Consider the following 21,929-nt stretch of genomic DNA (forward strand, 5'->3'; position numbering starts at 1 on the left):
CGCATCACCTCAGGACGTCGTAGGTCAGGTGCGTCGCGGTCGATGTCGAGGTCACGCTCCGCTGCACCAGCGTGCGCGACGCTCCTCCGGTGAACAGTGGCGTCCCGGCACCCAGTACGACGGGCGCGAGGTGCAGCGTCAACACATCGACCAGCCCGGCGTCGAGCGCCGAGCCGATCGTGGCGCCGCCGCCCATGAGGACGACGTCGAGGTCCTTGCCGCTGTCCGACGACGCCGCCTCGGCGCGCTCGCGCGCCACGGTGACGGCGTCGGGCAGACCGGTGGTGACAAACGTCCAGTCGAGGTCGGTGAGCCGCACCGATTGCGGCGGCGAGCTCGTCACGACGACGAACGCGGGCTTGCCGACCTCGCCGGCGCCGTAGCCGGTCTTGTCGTCCCAGCCGTTCGGCCCGTCGACCACGTCGAAGAGGTGGCGGCCGAGGACGACGGCGCCCGAGCGGGCGGTCCCCTCGCGCAGGAACCGGCGGTCGTCGGGGTCGTCGGAAAATGCCCAGGTGTGCAGGGCCTCGCCGCCGGTGCCCAGACCGTTGTCCGGGCCGGGGTCGGGCCCGGTGACGAAGCCGTCGAGGGAGACGGAGATGTCAGCGATGATTTGAGTCATGCCAGGGCAGACCCGATCCGCCGCCCAAACTCATCGCTCACGCATGAAGCGTGTGCCGGATGTGAACCCGATAACACGACGCCCGAAACGGCATACCGGATCCTCGCGCAAGGCCTCTTCCCCGGTGGCCGCCACTTTTGCGAGTTCCTCTTCGCCCGCCAGGCCCTGGCCACCGGGCGCGCCATCAAAGACCTCGCCGCCGAAGCCGGCCTGCTCACCACCGACCAACTGGACGCGATCCCGCAGCCCGCGAACCTCACCGCTCCCTTCGGGCGGCCCTCGGCGGCAGCCATTCCCGCGAACGTCGACCGGGACCTGCCCAGCCGGTCCGCGGCCCGGACCTCCGCCGGCGGCACCTCGTGCAGCCGCCACCGGATCTCGCTCCCTCGGGATGCGGACGTAGGGCATCCGGCCCTTCGCGAGCGGCGGCGAGGGTCCGCGTCCGGTTGTCTTCGGCGTCGCCGGGCGCAGTGGCTGCGGGATCGTCGCGGTGGCGGGCGCCAGGGCCGGCACCACGCGACAGGCAATTGGATTGCCCTATCCAGTTCCGTGGTACGGTGGCGAGAGTGAAACGGATAGGCCTATCCAGATCTTCTTGCCTTCCAGCGCCACCTCTCCCCCGAAGGGATTTTGCTGTGACCAGCATCGCCATCGTCGGAGCCGGCCCCCAGATGGGCCTGGCCATCGCCCGCACCTTCGGCTCCCGGGGCTTCGACGTCGCCCTGATCTCCCGCAACCGCGAGAAGCTCGACGGCCTCGTCGCCAAGCTCACCGCCGAGGGCATCACCGCCGCCGCGTTCCCCGCGGACGTCCTCGACCGCGACGCGCTTACCCAGGCCCTCAAGGACGCCACCATCCGCTTCGGCGGCATCGACGTCCTGGAGTACTCCCCGGTGGGGACGTTCGGCGTCACCACGCTGACCGCTCCGGCCACCACCGAACCCTCGGACGTGGAGTTCGAGATGAACTTCCAGCTCTACGGGGCCATCGCCGCCACACAGGCGGTGCTGCCCGCGATGCGCGAGGCCGGCGCGGGCACCCTGCTCTACACCACCGGCGCCGGCTCGATCTGGCCGGACCCGCGGGTCGCGAACGTGAACGCCGCCGCCGCGGCGCTGCGCAACTGGGTGATGAACCTGCACAAGGAGCTGGCCGATAGCGGCACCGGCATCCAGGCCGCCCACGTCGGCATCGACTCCTCGATCGGCGTCTCCGTCATCCCCGGCGTGAGGGCGGCCCGGCCCGAGCAGATCACTCCCCTCTACTGGGAGCTGCACACCACCAAGCGAAACAAGGCAGAGCTGGTCTTCAAGATCGACGACGACTTCCCCCGCGGCTGACAGCGCACCGAGCCGTAGCCGCCGCCTCATCGAACCCTGATCGCGCCGCGGTGTTCCGGTCCGCGGCGCGATCAAGGAGAAGGGTTCCGTTGCGCTGGACACTGCCGGCCTCCCGGTCAGCGACCTCCGGCAGCATGGAGGCCACCAAGTCCCGTGAGCGGCTCATTCCTTGACGCCCTCGGCCTGCTGATGCCGCATCGGCCCGATCCCCCACTTTTTCGAGGAGCAGACCCTCATGACCACGACCGCCGACCCGTCCTATGTCGACCGGGCACTGATCAACCCCGTGCGGTACGTCTCGTCAACGCGTTCAAGGACTTTCTGGCCCGCATGCGCGACGAGGAGGGACTGACCTACCACGACTTCAGCGTGGCCGCCGATCTGTTGCAGAGGGCACAGCAGAACACCGGCGCCCCCTTGGCGATGGTCTTCGGCCGCTGTACAGCGAGGTTTTCCTGGACGGCCGGGACGGCTACACCCCCGCCGCAGGCGTCGACGCCTTCACGGTCATCTACGACATCCCGCCACATCGGCAACCCTGGCACCCTGCCGATGCGGCCGGACGAACCCGACGCGCCGTCTCCCGCCGGCTTCGCACCGCCGCCCAGGCCCGGCGCACCCGTGAACGGGCAGGATCCCGCACGCTCACTCGACACACACCCACTCCATATCAGGTGTTCTGTCCAGCGGCCGAAGCTGATCGCGCCGGACCAGGCGGGGCGGGGCACAGCACTACCTCCGATACAGCCCCCAAGGGCGCCTAGCCTTCAGCGCTCGGGCTGCGGGTGAGGAGGTCGGCGACCCGGGCGATCATCTGGCTCTCCTCGCCGTTGCGGGCGGTCGTCGGATGGTACGCGAGCACGAAGCGGCGCCGCTGGTCACGAGTGGAGAATACGGCGTTCTTGTAGCCGTACGTCTCGCCGGTCTTGCCCCAGAACGTGACGCCGTTGACGGTGGCCTGTTGCAGGCCTGTGCTGTAACGGGCCGACGAGCCGTCCAGCATGCGCACGTCGTTCGGCGGCAGCGTCAACATCAGCTGAAGCAACTCGGGCGGGAGTAACTCGCCGGAGAACAGCGCGGCAAGCATCCGGTCGACCTCGCTCGTCGTGGAGATCATGTCGCCCTCGCCACGGCAGGACGACTGGTCGTAGACAGTGATGTCCCGCAGGCTGCCGTCGGCCATCTGCAGATAGCCGCGCACGTGCCGACCGTGGATGCGCGGGTCATCGCCGGGCACGACAGTACGCGCCAGCCCCAGCGGGCGCAGGATGCGGTCCGTGACGGCTTCCCCGTAAGGGCGGCCGGTCACCTTGTCGATGATCAGTGCGGCCAGTACGTAGTTGACGCCGCGGTATTCCTGCCGGGTGCCCGGGGCGAACTTCAGCGGCCCGTGGGTCGCCGTCGCCACCCACTCCTGCGGCGTCCAGTGGTCGAAGCGGTGGCGGAACACCTCCTCTGCGGTCTCCGGCTCCGGGATGCCGACGTGGTCGGGCAGTCCGCTGGTGTGGTTCAGCAGGTGTGCCACGGTGACAGTCGCGAAGCGGGCTGGCAGCAGCCCCGGCAGGACACGCTGCACCGGCGCCTCCAGGTCGACCCGGCCCTCCGCTACCAGTTGCAGCACCACCGTGGCGACGAAGACCTTGGTGATGCTGCCGATCCGGATCTTGTCATGTGCCGTCACCGGGCGCTGCGTGTTGATGTCGGCCACGCCCGAGGTGCCGCGCCAGTGGCCGGCCGTGCCGCCGACTCGCAGCTGGGCCGCGGTCGACGGCGGGTGCTCCAGGTCGTCGACCGCCGCCCGCAGGGCAGTGGGATCCAGCGGGGGGAGCGGTGCGGACGAGGCGTTGGCGCGGTGCGCGGGCAGCGCGGCGGTGGTGACCAGCGCAGCCGTCCCTAATAGGGTGGCGCCCGCGAAGGCCCTCCGTGACATGCGAGTTGAGGTCATGCCCCTCACGCTGTCAGCGGCCACGCGCCCGAACATCGGGGTTCATCCCGGAGCGATCCCCGATCACACCCTGACCCGTCCCGCACACGGACGACCTTCCTGGCACCAGCACATTCGATACACGCCCTATCTTGATTTTTAACCTCGGCTCTTTCTGAGACGGGCTTTGACCCGGGGTATTGGCGAAGCCCGGGAACTGTGCCCGTGGCCCGGTGCGGGTTGTGGAACACCTGCAGCCGCGGGCTACGTCTGGGCCGGTGTTCCATAACTGCCGGATCCTCCGGCTCCCTCAGGTGGCAGGACCGGCCTCAACGCCTGTGGCAGCAGCATCGGATGCAGTCCTGGACGTGCTGGGGTGAGGGCAAGAACGCCAGAGCCGTGCACCGGCGTATCTGCCGTCAACGTGAGCGGACTGGCGCCCAGCGCCGCGGCGATCTCGGGAGCGAGGTCGAACGCAGCCCACTTCCGCCCTGTCGCGGCCGGCCTGCCGCCAGCGCGATACCGACGTTCCTCTTCAGAAAACGCCTTGCGCTCGAAGCACCGCGCCGGGCCGTGTGCTCGCGTTGCTGCATGACTCTCCTCGGTGAATCAACGAGTTACTGATCAGTGGGCTTTCGGGAACATCGGGGATGCCAGTGATGTCCGGTACATCCCAGTGATGTCGGGTACATCAGAGGCACTCGGGCGGAATCGGCGCCCTTGCGGCCCGCCGGGGGGTCAGGTGGGCAGGCGGTTGTTCTTGCGGATCTGCTTGTCGAACGTTCCGGCGGGGACGAGGCGGCGGGCCGTGGTGACGCGTGAGGCCAGCGGGCCTGCGGTGTAGCGCAGCTTCGGCTTCTTGTCGGTGGCCGCGGTGACGATCGTTTCGGCGACGACGGCGGGGTCATCGCCGTCCTTCATCGCATCCGCTGTCACCTCGTCGACGACGTGTCGTCGCTTTCGGGCGGGTTCGGGGACGCGAAAGGTGAGCGTCAGTTCGACATCCGGTTGAACCTGCGGACGATGCGGTCGAAGATCCGGGCCGGAAGGACGCGGTGGAACACGCTGATGCCGGCGGCCGTCGAGCCGGCGGTGCGCCGCAGTTTCGGGTTCTTGTCGGTGGCCGCCGCGACGATCACCTTGGCCACGGTGGCAGGATCGTCGCCGCTGCTGAGGTTTTTCGCCAGCACCTCGTCGAAGGTGCGCCGTCCCGACGCGTAGAGCGGCAATGGGGTGTCGCCCTGCACGCTGTGGTCCCCGAACGGGGTGTTGATCGGGCCGGGCTCGACGAGCAGGATCCGGACGCCGTGCTCGCGGACCTCGTGGTCCAGCGACCCGGAGTAGCCCTCGACCGCGTGCTTGGTCGAGGTGTAGATGGCCATGAACGGGCTGGGGACGAACCCGCTGAGGGAGGAGACGTTGATGACGCGTCCGCGCCGTTGAGTGCGCATGTGCGGCAGAACCGCCTTGGTCATCCGCATGATGCCGTAGACGTTGACGTCGAAGACCTCGTGCGTCCGGGCGACGGAGAACTCCTCGGCGGCGCCGTTGGCGCCGACGCCGGCATTGTTGACCAGGACGTCGATGCGCCCGAAGCGGTCGATCACCTGCTTGACCACGGAGGCGACCGATTCGTCGCTGGTCACGTCGAGGTCGAGGTAGGTCACCCCGGCGGGCGCGGTGACCCGCGCGGTGTTGCGAGCGGTTCCGATCACCTCGAAGCCCGCCGTGGCGAAGGCGCGGGCCGTCTCCTTGCCGACTCCTGACGAGGCACCTGTCACGAGTACCACCGGCCGAGTTGTCGCCATCACGAGCTCCCTTGGTTTTGGACTACGCCAGTATGTCTTACGTTCGTATGCCTTACGTTCGTACGACAATAGAGTGGTCGTCGACCGATGGCAAGCGGTCACGTCCGGCGATTCGAGAAAGGTCCGGGAAACGTGGGATGCGGTAGGGGGAAGACCATGAGCAGACAACGAGCCGGAACCGCCGGCTGACGTCTGCGCATAGTCTCTCTTTGTTCACTTTTCTGATGTTTCTCCTCAAATGCCTGCCTGGCTACCGCGCCGGCGAACCGCAAGCTCCGGTCCTGCATGCATCGCAAATAACCGCGATCACATCCGCGAAGCAAGTCTTTTCCGGCTGAGCATCGGGCAAGGAGCTGTCGGGACCCTCCCGGCACGACAGCCACCGAGCGTCGCCCACTCGGCGGCCGCCGTGCTTCCCGGAGACTGACCGAACCCGGGCGGGCCAGAACGAACGGAAGGAAACACCCCCATGCCAGGAGCAGTCATGCATCGCGGCGGCGATGTGCGCGACGGCGCGCGAGAACGCCCGGAACACGCCACGCCTTTGAGCTCGAGTGCCGTGCGCGCTGATGCATACCCCGAAGAGGCGGTGCGTTCGTGAGTCGGATCCTGGTGACCGGTTCCGCGGACGGCCTGGGACGTGCTGCGGCGGACTCACTCTTGTCCGCGGGACACGACGTGGTGGTGCACGCCCGCAACCGCGAGCGCGCGGCGGGCCTCGAAGCGCTGGTCGACCGTGGGGCACACATGGTGGTGGGCGACTTCGCGGAGCGTGACGCCGTACGGCGCATCGCCGCGGAGCTGAACGACGCTGAGCCACTTGATGCGGTCATCCACAACGCCGGTGTGTGGAGCGGACCGGCGGTCATGCCGGTCAACATCATCGCGCCGTATCTGCTGACCGCCCTGCTGCGCGGGCCGCGCCGGCTGGTGTATCTGAGCAGCAGCTCGCATTTCGGCGGGCATCCCGCGCTCGACGGGGTCCAGTGGCGGGGCGAGAGCGCGGGCTCGTACTCCGACAGCAAGCTGTTCGTCACGACGCTCGCGGCCGCGGTGGCCCGCCTGCGCCCCGGGGTGCTGAGCAACGCCGTGGACCCGGGCTGGGTGCCGACGAGGATGGGCGGGCCGGGCGCACCGGACGACCTTGAGCTCGGTCATCGGACGCAGGAGTGGCTCGCCTCCAGCGATGAACCCGAGGCCCTGACCACCGGCGGGTACTGGCATCACCGCCAACGTCAACAGCCGCACCCCGCAGTGAACGACCAGACGTTCCAGGACCACCTCCTACAGACGCTCACCGAGGAGACGGACGCCGCACTTTGAGCGGTCACTGGCGGCAGCGTTGAGGGGCTCCACGTCGTCGACGTGGAGCCCGTCAGGGCAGAACAGACCTGGTGGGGCCGCCGCGCTCCCGCGTGAAGGGTGACGTCGCTGGTGGAGTCGGGCTACGGTCAGCATCCGCCGCGCGAGTGCCCAGACGATCAGCGCGATGGCGACCAGGACGGCGGCGCCGGTCATCACGGGGGCCCACCCGCCGCGCCGACGCCAGCAGTGCTCCGTAGCCGGCCGAGGCCCGGGGCGGGAGCGCCGGCAGCACCCATGCCAGGGCGGCGGCCAGGACCACCATGAGCACGGCGGCCATCACGTAGACCGCGCGTCGGCCGAACGCGTCGGCGACCAGGCAGCTGATCGCCCGCGACACGAGGATCCCGATGATCATCCCGGAGGCGACGGTACCAACGACCCGGCCCCGCTGGTCATCACGGGCCAGTTCACCCGTGAGCGGGACCAGCAGTTGCCCGGCTGCCGTGGTCACCCCGACCAGCGCGAACGCGCCAAGCAGCGCGGCGAGATCGGGTGCCGCGGCGCTGCCGGCCAGGCTGATCACTTCGCCTGGGCGAGCCAGACCGCGTCGGGACCGGCCGGGAATCGCAGCTGGCCGGTCGTGTCGTGCACGGCCCGCCACACCGTCTCGGCGACGTCGCTCTCCTTGGTGAACAGGTCCTGGCCCGTGAAGTCGCCCATGGCCTTCTTCGCCCATGGCGCGTAGGGAGCCGGGACCAGCTCGTCCAGCGAGGCGCCCTTCGTCGCGTTGGCCGCGAAGTTCGTCGTCAGGCAGGCGCCCGGCTCGACCGTCTTCGCCTGCACACCGAAGGGCGCGAGCTCGAGCGCGAGGGAAGCGGTGAACCCCTCGATGGCCATCTTGCTCGCCTTGTAGACGGCCGAGAGCGGCATGTGGCCCAGCACCACGCTGGAGGTCACGTTGACCACCACGCCGGAGCCGCGCTCGCGGAACTGGGGCAGCACCCCCTGCGTCGTCGCCATCACGCCGAACGTGTTGATTTCGAAGACTTCCCGCACTCGGGCCATGGGGGTGCCCTCGAACACGCTGATCGATGGGACGCCCGCGTTGTTGACCAGGACGTCGATGGGCCCGGCTGCCTCGAACGCGGCGGTGATGGTCTCGGGCTTGGTCACGTCGAGCTCGACGACGTTGAGCCGTTCCGACTCGGGCAGGACGCCCGCACGCGGCGTGCGCATCGTGGCGATGACATTCCACCCCTGCGAGTGGAAGTAGAGGGCGGTCTCCCGCCCGTATCCGGATGAGGCACCAGTGATCAGAACTGTCTTCATGCTGTGATCCTTGCGACGTGGTGGGATCCGCGGATGGACAGGCATTTTTCTGCCTCGCGGAAGAACTGGTGATCCCATTGAATCGCTCTGACCTGGGGAAATAGTAGAACTATCCTCGCTTCTCCTTGCACGATCCTCCTCCGTGGTGCAACCCCGCTCAGGGCAGGACGCCCGCGGGGTTGCGTGCGGTGTTCCGCAGGCGGGCCGCGTCCCGGCTCAGGGGGGCGCCGAACTGGCGGCGGTATTCCCGGCTGAACTGTGACGGGTTGTCATAGCCGACGCGATGGCCGACTCCGGTGACGTCGCCCGGGTGGGTCGCGAGCAGGAGCCGGGCCTCCTGCAGCCGGATCTGCTTCTGGAACTGAATGGGGCTCATCGCGGTCACCGCCTGGAAGTTGCGGTAGAACGCGGAGACGCTCATGCCGGACAGGCGTGCCACGTCCTCGACCCGGAAGGGCTGCGCGTAGCGCTCGCGGATCCAGCGCACCGCCCGGGAGACGTGGCTGAGGCTGCTGTCGGCCAGGCCGAGCTGGCGCACAGCGGGGCCAGGACGGCGCGGTCGCGGGGGTTCGTCGAGCAGGCACAGACGGACCACAGCGTCGAGCAGCGCGGGCGGGGCGTCGCTGACGGCGATCCCCGACAGCGCGCCTCCGACGGCGCGGGGTGTCGCCGGGACCGGCCTGCAGCACCGGATCAGCGGATTCGACCCCATCGACATGAGGGTGGTGGCGTCGCCACCCTCGTCTGGTCGTCGGCGATCTCGGCCGCTCGCTCCGTTCGGCAGGAGCCACCGACTGATCCTCGGCAGGAAAATCGGCGACGGACCTGGCGTCGGCGACTACACCGAGCCCTGCAGGTGCTACTCGTCGAGGAACTGAATGGCGTGCTTCAGGAACCGCTCGGGGTACTGGAACTGCGCTCCATGCCCGGCATCGGGGTAGATCAGCAGTTGAGCATTGGGAATGTTCTGGGCGAGGTGCCAGGAGTTGATCGAGGCGATCATCACGTCGTTCTCGCCGTTGAGGACCAGCGTCGGCTGGGTGATCGCGTTCAGGTGGGCATAGGGGTTCTCGCCCGGCAGCGGTTCCGCATAGGCAATAGTCGCCTCGAACTGCGCCTGTGCGACCGCGGGCGAGCTCGGCGTGTCCTGGTCGGCGCGCTGGTGGCGTCGCTCCCAGAAGGTGCGGCCCGCTTCGCGCGCGGCTTCTGAGCGGCCGAAGAACAGGAAGAGGAAGTCTTCCAGGACGGGGACCGGATTCAGTGCGTACTCAGGCACCTTGGGGTCACTCGTGGGATCCCCGCCTCGGAGGCCGGTGCCGAGCAGAAGAAGCTTGCGCACCAGCTGGGGGTGGCGCAGCGTGACCTCCTGTGCCTGGTAACCGCCGAGCGAGAAGCCGAGCAGATCTACCTGCTCCAGCCCCAGCGCCTGGATGACCGCGGCGATGTCGTCGGCCATGTCCTCCATCCGGTTACGCGGCGTGCCGGATGACGAGGCGATGCCGCGCCCGTTGAACAGGATGACCTCACGGCCTTCGGCCAGGCCGTCGGTGAGCAGAGGGTCCCAGTTGTCCATCCCCCCGCGGAAGTGCTGGACCAGGAAGAGCGGGACGCCAGAGGGCTTGCCCCAGCGTCGGTAGGCGAATCGGTCGCCGTCGACCTCGATGTACTGAGTCGGTGCGGTCACGTGCGTGTCACTCATGGCCTGGGCCTTTCTGGAGGAGGTGAGCAATACGATGACGGTCATCATCTAAAAAGTCAACCACTTTGATGTCGATCGACATCTATGTATGCTGGATCATCGAGCGTCGGCCGAAGAAGGGGGCGGTTGGACATGCGGGTCACCAAGGCACAGGCGGAGCGCAACCGTGCGCACATCGTCGCGACAGCCGCCAGACTGTTCCGTGAGCGCGGCTATGACGGTGTGGGCGTGGCAGAACTGATGGCAGCCGCCGGGTTCACCCATGGCGGGTTCTACAAGCACTTCCGCTCCAAGGCCGACCTGATGGCCGAAGCCTCCGCGAGCGGGCTCTCGCAGACCGCGGCACGGGCAGAAGGTCGGGACCCTGCCGAGTTCGTCGAGAACTACGTCTCCCGGGAGCATCGCGACGGGCGTAGTGACGGCTGTACCATCGCAGCCCTCAGCGGCGATGCCGCACGTCAGCCGGCGGACATCAAAACAGAGTTCGCAGCTGGTATCGAGGGCCTGCTGACGGCCCTTCAGGCCCAAAGCGACACGTCGGGGGATGCGCGCCAGCGCGCGGATCGCGCCATGGTGATCGACATGCTCGCCCATTCGATCGGCGCGATCATGTTGTCGCGGGCATGCCCGGACGGTTCTCCGCTGGCAGACGAAATCCTCGACGTCTGCCGCAAGGAAATTCTCACGTCACTGGCACAAGGCAACAGCGACCAGCCGGCGGCGCGGAGCCCGGAAGCCTGACCACAGCCGACCGGCACAAGCGCAGCCACCCGACGGTCAGATACTGACGCAGAACGGCTGCGGTTCCGAGTCGTTGAGCGGCGTGAGAAGCCGTCTCTCAACCGATCGACGAGCATCGACACACGCGGCCTGGAACTGCCACGGGTCCGTCGCCAGGAGCTCCTGCGCGACGGCCCGCCCGCGATGACCGGGCCGGAATCGAGACGCTGCGGCGCTAACCTGAGCCCCGGCTGCCTCAGCCCGGGCGGAGGAAGAGACGCTCGACCGCGGACACGACGGCTTCCCGGCGGGCGGCGGTCGAGGTGTCTGCGGCCTGTTCGGCTGCGGCAGTGCCCATCTCGGGCTGAGCGGCCCATGTGGTGGCGATCTGGTTGACCAGGGCGAGGACGTGGACCGGGTCCCAGGCGGGATCGAGCTGTCCGGCCTGCTGTGCCTGTCGGAGCTGGTCGAGCTTGCGGGCGATGGCCGCCCTCGTGGGATCGGCGCCGGTGTCGGCGACAGCTGAGCCGGCCAGTTCGAGGCGTCCCCAGCTGATCAGGCGGTGGTGATCGGGGCGGGCCGTGAAGTGGTCGAAGAGACGGCCCGCATAGCCAGGCAGGTCGGCCGGATCCATCCTGGTGGCCTCCGCGAGCTCGGCCAGCTCCTTGGCTGCAACGTGGCCGTAGAGCGCCTCCTTGCCGCGGAAGTGCGCATAGACGCGCTCCTTGCTGGTCCTGGCCTGCTTGGCGATGCGGTCCACGCGCGCGCCGGCGATGCCGTGACGGGCGAACTCTTCCATGGCGGCGGCGACGATCCGCTCGCGCGTCGAGTCGGTGCTGTCCGGGGCGGCTGCGGGCTCGGCGGTCGAATCGGGAGACGTGGAACGAGGCATAGACCCAGGATAAACGGCCGAACTGATTCGTTTGGCGATCCGGGCTCACGGCGCTAAGGTCAATACCAAACAGTTCGGTTCGGCCCTGCTGGATGCCGGATCGGCGACGAACGGAGAGAACTCATGCAGCACCGCACTCTGGGCTCGCAGGGCCTGCGCGTCTCCGCGCTCGGCCTCGGCACCATGGGAATGACCATCGCCTACGGCTCCTCCAACGAGGAGGAGAGCACCGCCACCATCCACCGCGCCCATGAACTCGGCATCGACTTCTTCGACACCGCCGAGCTGTACGGCACCGGCACCGGCAGCAACGAGATCCTGCTCGGCAAAGCCGTGAAGGACTTCCGCGACGACGTGGTCCTGGCCACCAAGTTCGGCTTCGACATGAGTGCCGACCCGATCGCCTCCGCCTTCGACAGCCGCCCCGACAACATCCGCAAGGTCGCCGAGAACAGCCTGCGCTACCTGCAGACCGACCGCATCGACCTCTTCTACCAGCACATCTCCGACCCCGACGTGCCCGTCGAAGAGGTGGCGGGCGTCGTCGGCGAGCTGATCGCGGAAGGCAAGGTCAAGTACTTCGGCCTGAGCAACGTCGGCCCCCAGTACATCCGCCGCGCACATGCCACCACCCCCGTCTCGGTCCTCCAGTACGAGTACTCGCTCTTCGAGCGTGAACTGGAGGAGAAGACCCTGCCGGTCCTGCGCGAGCTGGGCATCGGCCTGGTGCCCTACTCCCCGCTTGGCCGCGGCTTCCTGACCGGTGTGGTCAAGCCCGCCGCCGAGTACCCCGCGGACGACATGCGCAGCTGGGACGAGCGCTGGCAGGGCGAGAACTACACCTACAACCTGCGCGCCACCGAGCAGCTCAAGCAGCTCGCCGCCGCCAAGGGCATCACCCCCGCCCAGCTCGCCCTTGCCTGGCTGCTCGCCCAGGGCGACGACATCGCTCCCATCCCTGGCACCCGCAGCGCCAAGCGCCTGGAGGAGAACGCGGGCGCCGCCGACGTCGAACTCACCAGCGCCGACCTCAAGCGCATCACCGAGATCATCCCCGCGGGTGCGGCTGGCAGCCGCTACCCGGCCGCCAGCCTGGCCAGCTTCTCCACCAGCTGACTTCTCCACCAGCTGACCCGACACCGTGTCGCCCGACATGCAACTGCCGGATGCGACGGCGCTGGATGAGAGTGCTGTAAGGGATGCCCCATGCAGGGCTGCGGGAGGTTCCGTCGGGGCGGAACAGGGTCTGACCGCCTGCCCCGAACCCTAATTGCCTTTCGCCCTGAGCAACCGGGCGCTAATGTCCGGGTGCAGCGAGTTGACCCACGAGGAGTTGCAGACATGCCCGGTCGCCAGAGCGCGCGTTGACGTTGTAGGCCGATCCGCCTGTCATCGCGTGCTGCCCTTGATGTTGCGGCACAGCGAGCCTTCTCCTGCCTGAACCGTCGGCACACCCGTCGTGTGCCCGGTAACAGGCCTCGTTGTCGGCGACCCGAGGGATCCCTGTGCCGTCCGCTTCCTCCGCTGTATCCGATTCCGGTCGACCCGTTCCGTCAAGCCTGTGGCGGGACAGCAACTTCCGCAAACTCTGGGTGGGGCAGACCGCCTCCCAACTCGGGGAACACACAGGCCTGGTTGTTCTTCCGCTCTTCGCCGTCCTGACGCTCAATGCCAGTGCCACCCAGCTGGGCGTCCTGCGCGCCGTGGGCCAGGCGCCGATCCTGTTGCTCTCGCTCTTCGTCGGCGCATGGGTGGACCGGTGGCGGACCCGCACAGTGATGGTACTGACAGACGCCGGCCGAGCCGTTGCCCTGGGTGCCGCCGCCGTGGCCGGCCTCTTCGGCTGGCTCGGGCTGCCCGCGCTGTTCGTGATCGCCTTCGCCATCGGGGCCCTTTCCGTGTTCTTCGACGTGGCATACCAGGCGTCTGTTGTACGGCTGGTGGAACGCGATCAGCTGGTGCGGGGCAATAGCGCGCTCGAGGGCAGCCGGTCTGCGGCTCAGATTGGCGGTCCCGCCCTCGGCGGTGCGTTGGTGTCCCTGCTGTCGGCGCCGATCGCTGCCGCCTCCAGCGCGCTGTTCTTCACGTTGTCGTTCCTGTCAATCCGACGAATCCGTCGGGTCGAATCGACCCCGGAGCGCCTGGCGCGTCCCTCTTGGGTCTGGCGGCGGATCTACGAGGGCATCCGTTTTGTCGTCAGCGATAGCGCGTTGCGGACCGTGTGCCTGGCCTCGGCCGCCTTCCAGTTCTCCTTCGCGGCCGTGATGACCGTCTATCTGCTCTTCCTGCCGCGGGAACTGCACCTGTCCGGCACCGCCGTCGGGCTGGCACTCGCGGCGACAGGGCCGGGCGCGCTCCTGGGCTCCATGCTGGCCGCCCGCCTGCCGAACCGGTTCGGGTACGGCCCGGTACTCGTGGCCGCGGCGGCACTCGGCGACGGCGTGTTCTTGTGTGTGCCCGCGCTGAACGGCTCCTCTGCGGTGACCGTTCCCGTGCTCCTCGCAGTCAGCTTCGTGTTCGGGGCCGGCGGCCAGTTGGTGAATGTGGCGGTCATGGCTGTCCGACAGACGGTCACTCCCGACGGGATGCAAGGTCGCGCGGCCGCGACGATCACGTTTGTCGGCATGGGGCTGTCCCCACTCGGCTCCCTGCTCGGCGGATTCCTCGCCGAGGAGTGGGGGTTGCGCACCAGTCTCTTGGCGACGGCCGCGGGCATGATGCTCTCCCCCGTGGTGATGACTCTGTCCCCGCTCGCGCGCCTTGGACGGACACTTCCGGCCGCGCGGAATGCGCCGCTGACGGCCGACCGCGCCGAGGTCCACGGGTCCGGCAACTGCCCTTCAGGTGACGTCGAGTGACATGGAACTCGGCACGGATCACGGATACGGCATTGACGCGGCTCTCGAAGCCATCGTGGAACGAATATGCACACGTGCACCGCCATGCGCCGCATGATCACGGCGTCGCCGGAAGGGAGGCGATCGTGGCCAGCAGCATCCTGGCTGCCTGCGACAAGCTGAAGCGCAAACTCGACAGCCTCACCAGCCGCACCCACACCATCGGCCAGAGCCACCAGTCCACACTGGCCAACGCGGGGCTATCGGCTGTGGAAGCCGCCGTCGACTCGCGCTCCCGGCTCGGCCGGCTGACCAACCGGGCCAGTTCTTCTCCCACTTGGTCCGGGACCAGAAGTGGGCCAAGGGACTTCCGGCGCACAGTTTTGCCAGGTGCGCATCGACCCGGCCACCGGAGAGATCCGGATCGCGCGATCGCTGGGCCTGTTCGACGTCGGCAAGTTCATCAACCCCAAAACCGCCGCGAGCCAGCTGCGCGGCGCCGTGGTGATGGGGATCGGCATGGACGTGTCCGACAAACCCTCGTCGACCCGCGCACCGGACGCATCTTGAACGCGGGCCTCGACTGCTACCTCGTCCCCGCACACGCCGACGTCCCTCGCATCGAGGTCGACTGGCTCGACGACCCGGAATCCACCGTGCCGCTGGGGCTGGTCGGTCTCAGCGAAGTCGGTGGCGCCGCCACCGTACGGGAGTTCATCTCGGGAGACGCCGACCGCACGAACCTGCCCTTCGACGGCGAGCGGGCCGTGAACTCCCACAGTACGACGGTCGCCACGGCCACCGACTTCTGCTCGCTCACCCCGCCCGAGTCGTTCGAACGGAACAGGGACGGCACCCCGCGCCACCGCTGTTTCCTACACTCGGCCCGCCACAGTCCGCCGAACACGGCGGGCACGGAGGGCTCACCGATCGGAGTACTGCTCGCCCGGCACTGACGCGGCCGGGCGACCGCCTCACCTGCTTCGCGACCAACACGAAAGGCGGCCCGGCCGGAGGATCCGGCCGGGCCGCATGGAGCGGAGGCTGATGCTCAGACCCCGCGCCTGAACTGCTGGTTGGTGCCGGTGCCGCAGCTCCACTGGATGAGCTTGGCGTTGTCGGCGGTGGACTTGTCCGCCACGTCGAGGCACTTGCCGCTGAGACGTGAGACGAAGCGGACCCAGCCGTCACCCGCGTCCTGGAGCTGCCACTGCTGGTTGGTGCCGGTGCCGCAGCTCCACTGGATGATCGGGTTGCCGTTGGCGGTGGAATTGTTGGCCACGTCCATGCACTTGCCGCTGTGCCTGGCGACGAGTTGGACGTATCCGCTGCCCATGTCCTTGAACCACCAAGACTGGTTCATGCCGCCGTTACAGGTGTACTGGGTGATCTGGGTACCGTCGTCCTCGGACCTGCTGGGGACGTCGAGGCACTTGTTGCTGTGGCGCGCGGTGACCGTCTCCCAGGGCCCGCCGACGCCGTCGACCTTCCCGGCCGTGGTGTCAACGCTGATCTGCGCGAACCAGTCCATGGTCATCGTGGTGTCGGTGGGAAACTCCAGCGGCAGCCAGACGTACTCCGAGGCGTTGACGTTCTGGCCGAAGGAGTTGCCCCAACGGTCGCCCATGTAGAGGTACTCGGTGCCCGTGCTGCCCTGCACGGGCAGGACGAACGTGGTCTGGGAACCGAAGGCGGTGGAGTCTCCGACATTCCGCAGGTCGCTCCAGGTGCCGGTGACGCTGGAGGCGGTCGCGTACATCTGCTGGTTGGGCCGCCAGCCGGTGGCGCCGGAGGTGAGCAGGAAGTAGACGCCGTTGCGCTTGAACAGGGCGGGCGCCTCGCGCAGCTGGCCGGGCCAGAGCAGCTGAACACGGCTTTCGACGGTGAGGTAGTCGGGGCTGAGGCGGTAGATGTGCAGATCACGGTTCTCGCGGGCGGCCGAGATCATGTATCCCGTGCCGTCGTCGTCCGTGTAGACGGTGATGTCGCGGGACATGTGGCCCAGCGGGCGGAAGCTGCCCTGCCAGGTGTAGTCGCCGTCGACGGTGTCGGAGACGGCGACGGCGGCCCGGGCCTGGGTGTAGTCGGTGGCCAGCTCCTTGTGCATCCACATGACGAACTTGCCCGTGGCGCTGTTGTACATGACCTTCGGGCGCTCGATGTTGGCCGAGGCGAGCTCCGGGTCGGTGGCCTGGGTCAGGACATGGCGTCGGAACTCCCAGCTCTTCAGATCCGTCGAGCGGTACGCGGACACGTACCGGAAGGAGTTGTCCTCATTGCGGTTTTCACCGAACAGGTAGTAGTAGGAGCCGACCTTGATCACACCGCCGCCATGGGCATGTACCGCGGCTCCGGTGGTGTCGCTGAACTGGGTCCCGTTGGAGATCGTGACGGTCGCCGCGTGCGCGGTGCCGCTCACGAGGGCCTGCGGGACGAGGCTGAGGAGCACGGCGAGGATGAGTAGCCAGGCACGGCGCATCGAGGGTCTTTCCCTTTCACTCGGCTGCCTTGGGGATCCTTCGGAGGAAACAAGGCAGACCACAACCGATCAAAATTCGGCTGAATCAAACGCTGTCGCACATCAGACTGCCTGTTACGGCTGTGCGTCAAGGGCGTGAACGCGACTGAGGTTCCCTACTTCCCAAGACGGGGCGCGGCGCGGCTGGGCGCCTCTGGCCATCGCACTCGACAGAGTGTTTCGTCGCAGGTCAGCGCGGCGTGATGCCCTGTCGGTCAAGTTTCAATAACGTAAGGCGGTCAGGCCTTGCGCCCGGCTAACGCCTCGCGGGGCGTCGCGTTCGGCATGTTGGGTTCTGATCGACCTGTGTTGCCACAGGCTGCTTTTCAGACTCGCCCAACTGGGCCACCCCTGACCGCAGTCGCGCACAAGTATTGGCCGCAACCTCGGGAGAGGTTGCGGCCAACGGGAGTTCTGGTGTCAGCGGGCACCGGCTATCTCGCCGCGGGGCCCAACCGGAGTGTGACCGTCCCAGGTGCGCACGTCGCCGTCCAGCGACATGCTCCGCCGCCTGACGCCGCACCCACCACGGACTCCATCGTCCTTTCGATCGCTCCCTCACCGACCCGGTCAGGACCATCCATGTCGATGGCAGCCACCGAGCCCCACGAACCGCACGTCCCGGAGCCCAGCGTGGCTCACCACTCCCGTGGCCGAGTGCGATCGCTTCCGGCGGACCTCCTGCCGGTGCTGAACCACAGGGAGCTCACGTCCCAGGATGTGATGGACACCGCGGGTGAGCCCGTGATGGCGGTGGCCGAGCAAGGCTGAGGGTAGGAAAGCGAAGTCCGCCTGAGCCCGCAGTGGCCCGGGAAGCGTCGCGCACGCGGGCCACTGCGCCGTACGGCCCCTACGCCCAGGACGCCATCAGGCACCAGATGAGGTCGCGACGGGCCAAAATGCGCACATCCCAGTAGAGGATCACCAAGACGGAGAGGGGCCAGAGGGGGCCTCGGAGTTCACAGGACGATGTCGGCGAGCCGTGCCACCTCATCGATGTCGGCGAGCGCCGGATTGAAGATGATCTCGTCGACTCCGAGCTCCGAGTAGGCCCTCACCGCGGAGCGGATCGCGTCCGGCCCGGTGCAGATGGCACTGTCGACTATGTCCATGACCGGCTCATCCGCGGAGCTGTAGTAGTTCCGTACGTTTGCCCGTCCCTGCTCGGCGTCGCTGAACACGTAGTAGGCGATGGCGACAAGCCTCGGCGATCCTTCACGGCCCGCGTTCTTCCACGAGGACCTGGCCGCGTCGAACGCCTGAGCGGCCATCTCCGCCGGAACCGAAGGGCCGATGTATCCCTCACCCCAGCGCGCCACGCGTTCAAAGGAGGCAGGGGCCATGCCGCCGAACATCAGAGGCACCTCGCGCGTACCGGTAGGCACCAGGGGATTTGACGCGCCGTCAGCAGTCTCTCCCCGCCACACGCTCCGATAGACCTCGAGGTCGTGGTCGAGCCGCTTGCCCGTACCGCGCGGCCCCCGCCCGTCGACAACATAGTCGTCGGGGCGACTGCCGAGGCCGATACCGAGAGTGAGACGGTTGCCGGAGACCGCGTCGATACCGGCCACTTCCTTCGCCAGTAGTTCGGCCGGCCACACCGGTGTGAGCATGACGTTGCTGATCAGCCCGATCGTGCTGGTGGCGCCGGCCGCGGCGGCGAGTGCGACGGTGTCCATGAGGCCCGGATAGGCGATTCGGCCGACAGTTCCGAGCGACGAGAATCCTGCCGTCTCGGCCTGTGAAGCCCACGCGGGGATGATGGACGGGTCCATCTCGCGCACTTGGTTGGGCAAGCCGACACCGATCTTCATGCCAAAACTCCTTATTACGTGTTAGAACTCATGTGCCGACGGCGAGTTGACGGAATACGGTGTATTCGGTTCGCCTCCGCCGTCGACGTCGTCCCGTATCCACCCGTGCCGGACGAGAGCTTTCCGGGGAATCGCGGAAAGCAGGTTGCAGCAGGTGCGCTCGTCCCGGATGGTGCCTGCCCGGTGGTGGTCGCGAGGCAGGCACGTCACAGTCGGCGGTGACAGTGGAGTGAGTAACTCCCCATCCTGATCGAGGGGCTCATCTCGACACGCCACGCTGGGATCCACCATCCGATGATCTACGAAGACGGACCTAATTGCGGACGGCGAACGGGCCGAGCACATTGGACTCGAGCCGTAGCGACTCGAGCAGTGAGAAGGCGTTCTCCGTGGTGTAGATGTCGACACCGGCCAGCCTGTCGAGGTACTTGGCGATGACGGGGTCCGCCGCCTGCTTGGCCAGGGCGTCGAGGTATGCCTTGTTGATTGCCCATGCGTTGCCCGAGGACTTGTACCGCTCGAGGAACGGAGTGGGATCAACCGAGTTCAGCGCCGCCCGCAGGCCGGTGTCGAGGTCGCTGAGGTATTGCTTTTGCAGTTCACCGTCCGCCCGGACACCCAGGCGCCCGAGGTGGCCGCCGACAAGAGTTTCCCACGGGTAGTCCATGGCAATGTCCACGGCTTTCACCGAGCCCTGAACGTCCTGGGCCATGGCGAGGTTCCTGAAGGGCGCCCAGCCCGCGTAGAGCACGTCGACGAGCATCAAGGTCTTCTGCTTGGGCGCGTAGATGAAGATGTTGTCCGGCGAGTGGTTCGGGCCGTGGTAATTCAACTCCAGAGTCTCGCCACCCACGTTGAGGACGTAAACGTCCTCGAAAGTGTCTGCCGGGGCGGGCCGGTCCGGGTCGCCCGCTCGCTGCAGCACGCGGCGGGTCTCGGTGTGCCCGATCCGTACCACGTCTTTGCCGAAGAGTGAGGACGCCCCGATGTGGTCCGCATGAGAATGCGAGTAGATGAGGTGGGTGACCGTTTCCGGCTTGTCGTTGGCCCGGGCGACCTGCTGGATCGCCCTCAACAGATTCCGTCCGATGGTCGGCGGCGCGTCGACGAGCACCACGCCGTCACGAGTCGTCAGGAACATCGCCTGGTAGATGGAATCCGTAACCCAATACAGGTTCCGCTCGATCCGGCCGACGTAGTAGCCGTCCTCGTTGAGTGCCGGACCCAGCGCTCCGGGCGGCACCGGCGCGTAGTCCGGCAGGGCACTCGCGGACACCGCCTGGTCCTGCGGAGGAGTCATGGGTGCGCTGTGGCCGGGCAGTCCCGACGAGGGGTTGGCCGCCAGGGCTGTTTCGGTTGTGTGGGCCATGGAGAATTCACCAGTTCGCTATTTTCGCGGATCACATCTCGCGACTGCTCGGCCGGCCGATACCGGTCTGCGCGGGGCGCGGACCGAGCGGTGCCGACCCGGCAGCGCCGGGCATCACACATCCTCTACGTTGGCGTTGCGCATATATGGGCCATGACCTGCTCAATGTCAACTCAGTCGTGTCCAGCTGCCGCGTGCCGCAGCGGGATCGTATCGGCTTCGCGTGCTGCCTCGAGCCACCGCACTGCGAGTCACCCGCTCTCGAAGAGTTCGCCCCGTTCGTCCGTCCTGCGACGTGAACGGAGCAGCTGGACAACTGCCGCTGTCGGCGGTCCACACGACGACTGACGCCGGGAGCCGGAATGATCGTTGGTGGCAGGAAAGCATCACCCGGGAAGCCGAGAAACGCCTTCGTGCTACCGCAGCCGCGTGCCAGTGCGTCCCTCCCCCACTCTGCCGTCGCTCCTTGCTCTCCGCACCGTTTGTCGGGGAACGGGGTCTTCTCCCCCGCCGGTACACGCGGGCGTGGCCGACTGCGCGGTCGCCGCAGGGCCGGGCTCGCCCGATAGCCGACCAGCCTTGGGACAGGGTGGGCTGTCCAGGGCGGGGCGCCGCCCCAACGCGCAGCGACGCCGCCATCCGACTGGCGCCAATGGCACACGGTGGCACCCGCCGACAAGCGATCTTCCATCTCGGATTCACCACCCCGTGAGCCACAGCACGAGTGCGCGGAGATCATCGAGGCGGTCGTCCGGCAACTGGAGCCGGCTGCCGCCATCGCATCCGAGGGGACCGGGCACCCCATCTGGCGACCTCGGCGATCACCTGGGCCCAGGTTACGCAGGGCGATCGGCAAGGGGCACCATGCTGCGGAACCGGCCGTACGTCGGCCTCATCGAGGTCAAAAGGGCTGGATTCCGCGCCTATGAGCTCACGCTGTCCGTCTTCCCGAGCAGGAAGCCCGCCGTGTTCTCCGGCCACCTGCGTGCGCTCAGCGAGCAAGCCGACGGGCGCGCCGAGCGGATCGGCACCGAACGCGATGGAGGATTGCGGGAGCAGTGGGCAGTGGCCCGAGTAGCCGGAGCGGAGGCCCCTGTGCTGCAATGGTCAAATGCAGTTTGAGCATGACAACATGGTTGGGGTTCACCTGGCCGTGGCGCTGGTGAACCTTGATTCAAGTGGTTCATGGATGCCTGAGGCGCTGGAACGGGCGCTGCGGGAGCATCAGATCCGTCGTCCACGTGTCACTGGCTCCACCTGCGAGGAGATCAGGGCGTGGTCGCAGCGGATGAGGCTGGTCTTCGAGGCGTCCTCACAGACCGAACGATGCCAGAACATCAACGCTCTGCTCGCGGATGGCGCCGGGAGTGTGTATCTGACCACGCACGACAACCTGCGACCACATCTGCACTTTGCTCCGGACGGCCAAGACCTCCAAAGCCGTGTGAAAGCCTTGACCGCCGGAGGGCTGGCCATTTTCACCATGGAGGCCGAAGGGGAACGGCTTGGCGTATGTGCGCTGGGCTCTTGCCGGACCGCTTTCGTCGACACAAGCCGCAACGGCCGCCGTACCTATTGTTCCGCCCGCTGCGCAAACACCGATGCGGTCCGCCGCCACCGCAGCAAGCAACGCTAAGCGCTCCGCTGGAGGAACGCTGATGCGGTGTCGATATGCGGCTCCGCCGCATGCGCGGACCGATGGGGGCTGGTCGCGCAGTTCCCCGCGGCCTCCTTGCGGGGCGCGGTACCGCA

The 21,929-nt window shown here is 67.6% G+C and carries 23 protein-coding genes and 1 pseudogene; 10 read left to right on the forward strand and 14 right to left on the reverse strand.

Annotated features, from left to right (window positions below):
* Positions 1 to 4: 4 nt before the first annotated feature.
* Entirely contained in the window at positions 5 to 622 is a 618-nt protein-coding gene (locus tag ACTWQR_RS30135; RefSeq protein ID WP_443230351.1) for a dihydrofolate reductase family protein, read from the reverse strand.
* Between the two features lie 30 nt (positions 623 to 652).
* Positions 653 to 850, reverse strand: a complete 198-nt coding sequence (locus ACTWQR_RS30140) for a hypothetical protein (protein WP_443230352.1) — start codon at positions 848 to 850, stop codon at positions 653 to 655.
* 407 nt (positions 851 to 1,257) lie between these two features.
* Here ACTWQR_RS30140 and ACTWQR_RS30145 point away from each other — a divergent pair, with 407 nt between their 5' ends.
* On the forward strand, positions 1,258 to 1,962 hold the full coding sequence (locus ACTWQR_RS30145; protein ID WP_443230353.1) for an SDR family NAD(P)-dependent oxidoreductase: 705 nt from the start codon (positions 1,258 to 1,260) through the stop codon (positions 1,960 to 1,962).
* Positions 1,963 to 2,315: 353 nt separating this feature from the next.
* Here ACTWQR_RS30145 and ACTWQR_RS30150 read toward each other — a convergent pair whose 3' ends face one another.
* The 4 genes from ACTWQR_RS30150 to ACTWQR_RS30165 form a co-directional block, all read right to left on the reverse strand.
* Entirely contained in the window at positions 2,316 to 2,618 is a 303-nt protein-coding gene (locus tag ACTWQR_RS30150) for a hypothetical protein (protein ID WP_443230354.1), read from the reverse strand.
* A 104-nt stretch (positions 2,619 to 2,722) separates the two neighbouring features.
* Positions 2,723 to 3,907 carry a serine hydrolase gene (locus ACTWQR_RS30155; protein ID WP_443230355.1) on the reverse strand — a complete coding sequence of 395 codons (1,185 nt, stop codon included), beginning with the start codon at positions 3,905 to 3,907 and terminating at the stop codon, positions 2,723 to 2,725.
* Positions 3,908 to 4,624: 717 nt separating this feature from the next.
* Positions 4,625 to 4,807 carry a hypothetical protein gene (locus ACTWQR_RS30160; RefSeq protein ID WP_443230356.1) on the reverse strand — a complete coding sequence of 61 codons (183 nt, stop codon included), beginning with the start codon at positions 4,805 to 4,807 and terminating at the stop codon, positions 4,625 to 4,627.
* Between the two features lie 71 nt (positions 4,808 to 4,878).
* Positions 4,879 to 5,694 carry an oxidoreductase gene (locus ACTWQR_RS30165; RefSeq protein WP_443230357.1) on the reverse strand — a complete coding sequence of 272 codons (816 nt, stop codon included), beginning with the start codon at positions 5,692 to 5,694 and terminating at the stop codon, positions 4,879 to 4,881.
* A gap of 597 nt (positions 5,695 to 6,291) precedes the next feature.
* Between ACTWQR_RS30165 and ACTWQR_RS30170 the strand changes: the two genes are divergently transcribed.
* A complete protein-coding gene (locus ACTWQR_RS30170) occupies positions 6,292 to 7,017 on the forward strand; it encodes an SDR family NAD(P)-dependent oxidoreductase (protein WP_443230358.1) in 726 nt (241 codons plus the stop codon).
* 52 nt (positions 7,018 to 7,069) lie between these two features.
* Here ACTWQR_RS30170 and ACTWQR_RS30175 read toward each other — a convergent pair whose 3' ends face one another.
* From ACTWQR_RS30175 to ACTWQR_RS30190, 4 genes and pseudogenes are all read right to left on the reverse strand, one after another.
* Entirely contained in the window at positions 7,070 to 7,582 is a 513-nt protein-coding gene (locus ACTWQR_RS30175; protein WP_443230359.1) for an MFS transporter, read from the reverse strand.
* Positions 7,579 to 8,328, reverse strand: a complete 750-nt coding sequence (locus ACTWQR_RS30180; RefSeq protein WP_443230360.1) for an SDR family oxidoreductase — start codon at positions 8,326 to 8,328, stop codon at positions 7,579 to 7,581. The genes ACTWQR_RS30175 and ACTWQR_RS30180 overlap by 4 nt, the downstream gene beginning before the upstream one ends.
* A gap of 157 nt (positions 8,329 to 8,485) precedes the next feature.
* Positions 8,486 to 9,026, reverse strand: a pseudogene (locus ACTWQR_RS30185) (helix-turn-helix domain-containing protein); the annotation flags it as partial.
* A gap of 161 nt (positions 9,027 to 9,187) precedes the next feature.
* On the reverse strand, positions 9,188 to 10,027 hold the full coding sequence (locus ACTWQR_RS30190; RefSeq protein ID WP_443230361.1) for an alpha/beta fold hydrolase: 840 nt from the start codon (positions 10,025 to 10,027) through the stop codon (positions 9,188 to 9,190).
* A gap of 132 nt (positions 10,028 to 10,159) precedes the next feature.
* Here ACTWQR_RS30190 and ACTWQR_RS30195 point away from each other — a divergent pair, with 132 nt between their 5' ends.
* Positions 10,160 to 10,768, forward strand: a complete 609-nt coding sequence (locus ACTWQR_RS30195) for a TetR/AcrR family transcriptional regulator (protein ID WP_443230362.1) — start codon at positions 10,160 to 10,162, stop codon at positions 10,766 to 10,768.
* A 235-nt stretch (positions 10,769 to 11,003) separates the two neighbouring features.
* Here the strand turns inward: ACTWQR_RS30195 and ACTWQR_RS30200 are convergent, their stop codons facing one another.
* Positions 11,004 to 11,639: a TetR family transcriptional regulator gene (locus tag ACTWQR_RS30200; RefSeq protein WP_443230363.1), complete on the reverse strand. Its 636-nt coding sequence runs from the start codon at positions 11,637 to 11,639 to the stop codon at positions 11,004 to 11,006.
* Between the two features lie 123 nt (positions 11,640 to 11,762).
* Here ACTWQR_RS30200 and ACTWQR_RS30205 point away from each other — a divergent pair, with 123 nt between their 5' ends.
* The 4 genes from ACTWQR_RS30205 to ACTWQR_RS30220 all read left to right on the forward strand — a co-directional run bounded on the left by ACTWQR_RS30205 (position 11,763) and on the right by ACTWQR_RS30220 (position 15,432).
* The gene (locus tag ACTWQR_RS30205; RefSeq protein ID WP_443230364.1) at positions 11,763 to 12,755 is read left to right on the forward strand and encodes an aldo/keto reductase; all 993 of its coding nucleotides are present in this window, start codon (positions 11,763 to 11,765) and stop codon (positions 12,753 to 12,755) included.
* Between the two features lie 389 nt (positions 12,756 to 13,144).
* The gene (locus tag ACTWQR_RS30210; protein WP_443230365.1) at positions 13,145 to 14,497 is read left to right on the forward strand and encodes an MFS transporter; all 1,353 of its coding nucleotides are present in this window, start codon (positions 13,145 to 13,147) and stop codon (positions 14,495 to 14,497) included.
* A 333-nt stretch (positions 14,498 to 14,830) separates the two neighbouring features.
* Positions 14,831 to 15,046, forward strand: a complete 216-nt coding sequence (locus ACTWQR_RS30215; RefSeq protein ID WP_443230366.1) for a molybdopterin cofactor-binding domain-containing protein — start codon at positions 14,831 to 14,833, stop codon at positions 15,044 to 15,046.
* On the forward strand, positions 15,043 to 15,432 hold the full coding sequence (locus ACTWQR_RS30220) for a hypothetical protein (protein WP_443230367.1): 390 nt from the start codon (positions 15,043 to 15,045) through the stop codon (positions 15,430 to 15,432). Before ACTWQR_RS30215 ends, ACTWQR_RS30220 begins: the two co-directional genes overlap by 4 nt.
* A 95-nt stretch (positions 15,433 to 15,527) precedes the next feature.
* Here the strand turns inward: ACTWQR_RS30220 and ACTWQR_RS30225 are convergent, their stop codons facing one another.
* Positions 15,528 to 16,955 carry an RICIN domain-containing protein gene (locus ACTWQR_RS30225; RefSeq protein WP_443230368.1) on the reverse strand — a complete coding sequence of 476 codons (1,428 nt, stop codon included), beginning with the start codon at positions 16,953 to 16,955 and terminating at the stop codon, positions 15,528 to 15,530.
* A gap of 621 nt (positions 16,956 to 17,576) precedes the next feature.
* Here ACTWQR_RS30225 and ACTWQR_RS30230 point away from each other — a divergent pair.
* Positions 17,577 to 17,765: a hypothetical protein gene (locus ACTWQR_RS30230; protein ID WP_443230369.1), complete on the forward strand. Its 189-nt coding sequence runs from the start codon at positions 17,577 to 17,579 to the stop codon at positions 17,763 to 17,765.
* Between the two features lie 188 nt (positions 17,766 to 17,953).
* Here ACTWQR_RS30230 and ACTWQR_RS30235 read toward each other — a convergent pair whose 3' ends face one another.
* Together ACTWQR_RS30235 and ACTWQR_RS30240 are read right to left on the reverse strand one after the other, a co-directional pair.
* Positions 17,954 to 18,808, reverse strand: coding sequence for an LLM class flavin-dependent oxidoreductase (locus tag ACTWQR_RS30235; protein ID WP_443230370.1), 855 nt, complete (start codon positions 18,806 to 18,808; stop codon positions 17,954 to 17,956).
* A gap of 313 nt (positions 18,809 to 19,121) precedes the next feature.
* Complete coding sequence (locus ACTWQR_RS30240; RefSeq protein WP_443230371.1) at positions 19,122 to 20,177, reverse strand: MBL fold metallo-hydrolase; 1,056 nt, start codon at positions 20,175 to 20,177, stop codon at positions 19,122 to 19,124.
* Between the two features lie 864 nt (positions 20,178 to 21,041).
* Here ACTWQR_RS30240 and ACTWQR_RS30245 point away from each other — a divergent pair.
* Positions 21,042 to 21,299 carry a hypothetical protein gene (locus ACTWQR_RS30245; RefSeq protein WP_443230372.1) on the forward strand — a complete coding sequence of 86 codons (258 nt, stop codon included), beginning with the start codon at positions 21,042 to 21,044 and terminating at the stop codon, positions 21,297 to 21,299.
* Entirely contained in the window at positions 21,289 to 21,813 is a 525-nt protein-coding gene (locus ACTWQR_RS30250) for a CGNR zinc finger domain-containing protein (protein WP_443230373.1), read from the forward strand. The genes ACTWQR_RS30245 and ACTWQR_RS30250 overlap by 11 nt, the downstream gene beginning before the upstream one ends.
* The last annotated feature ends 116 nt before the right edge of the window (positions 21,814 to 21,929 follow it).

Origin of the sequence: Streptomyces sp. 2A115, assembly GCF_052245575.1 — a bacterium.
GTDB lineage: Bacteria > Actinomycetota > Actinomycetes > Streptomycetales > Streptomycetaceae > Streptomyces.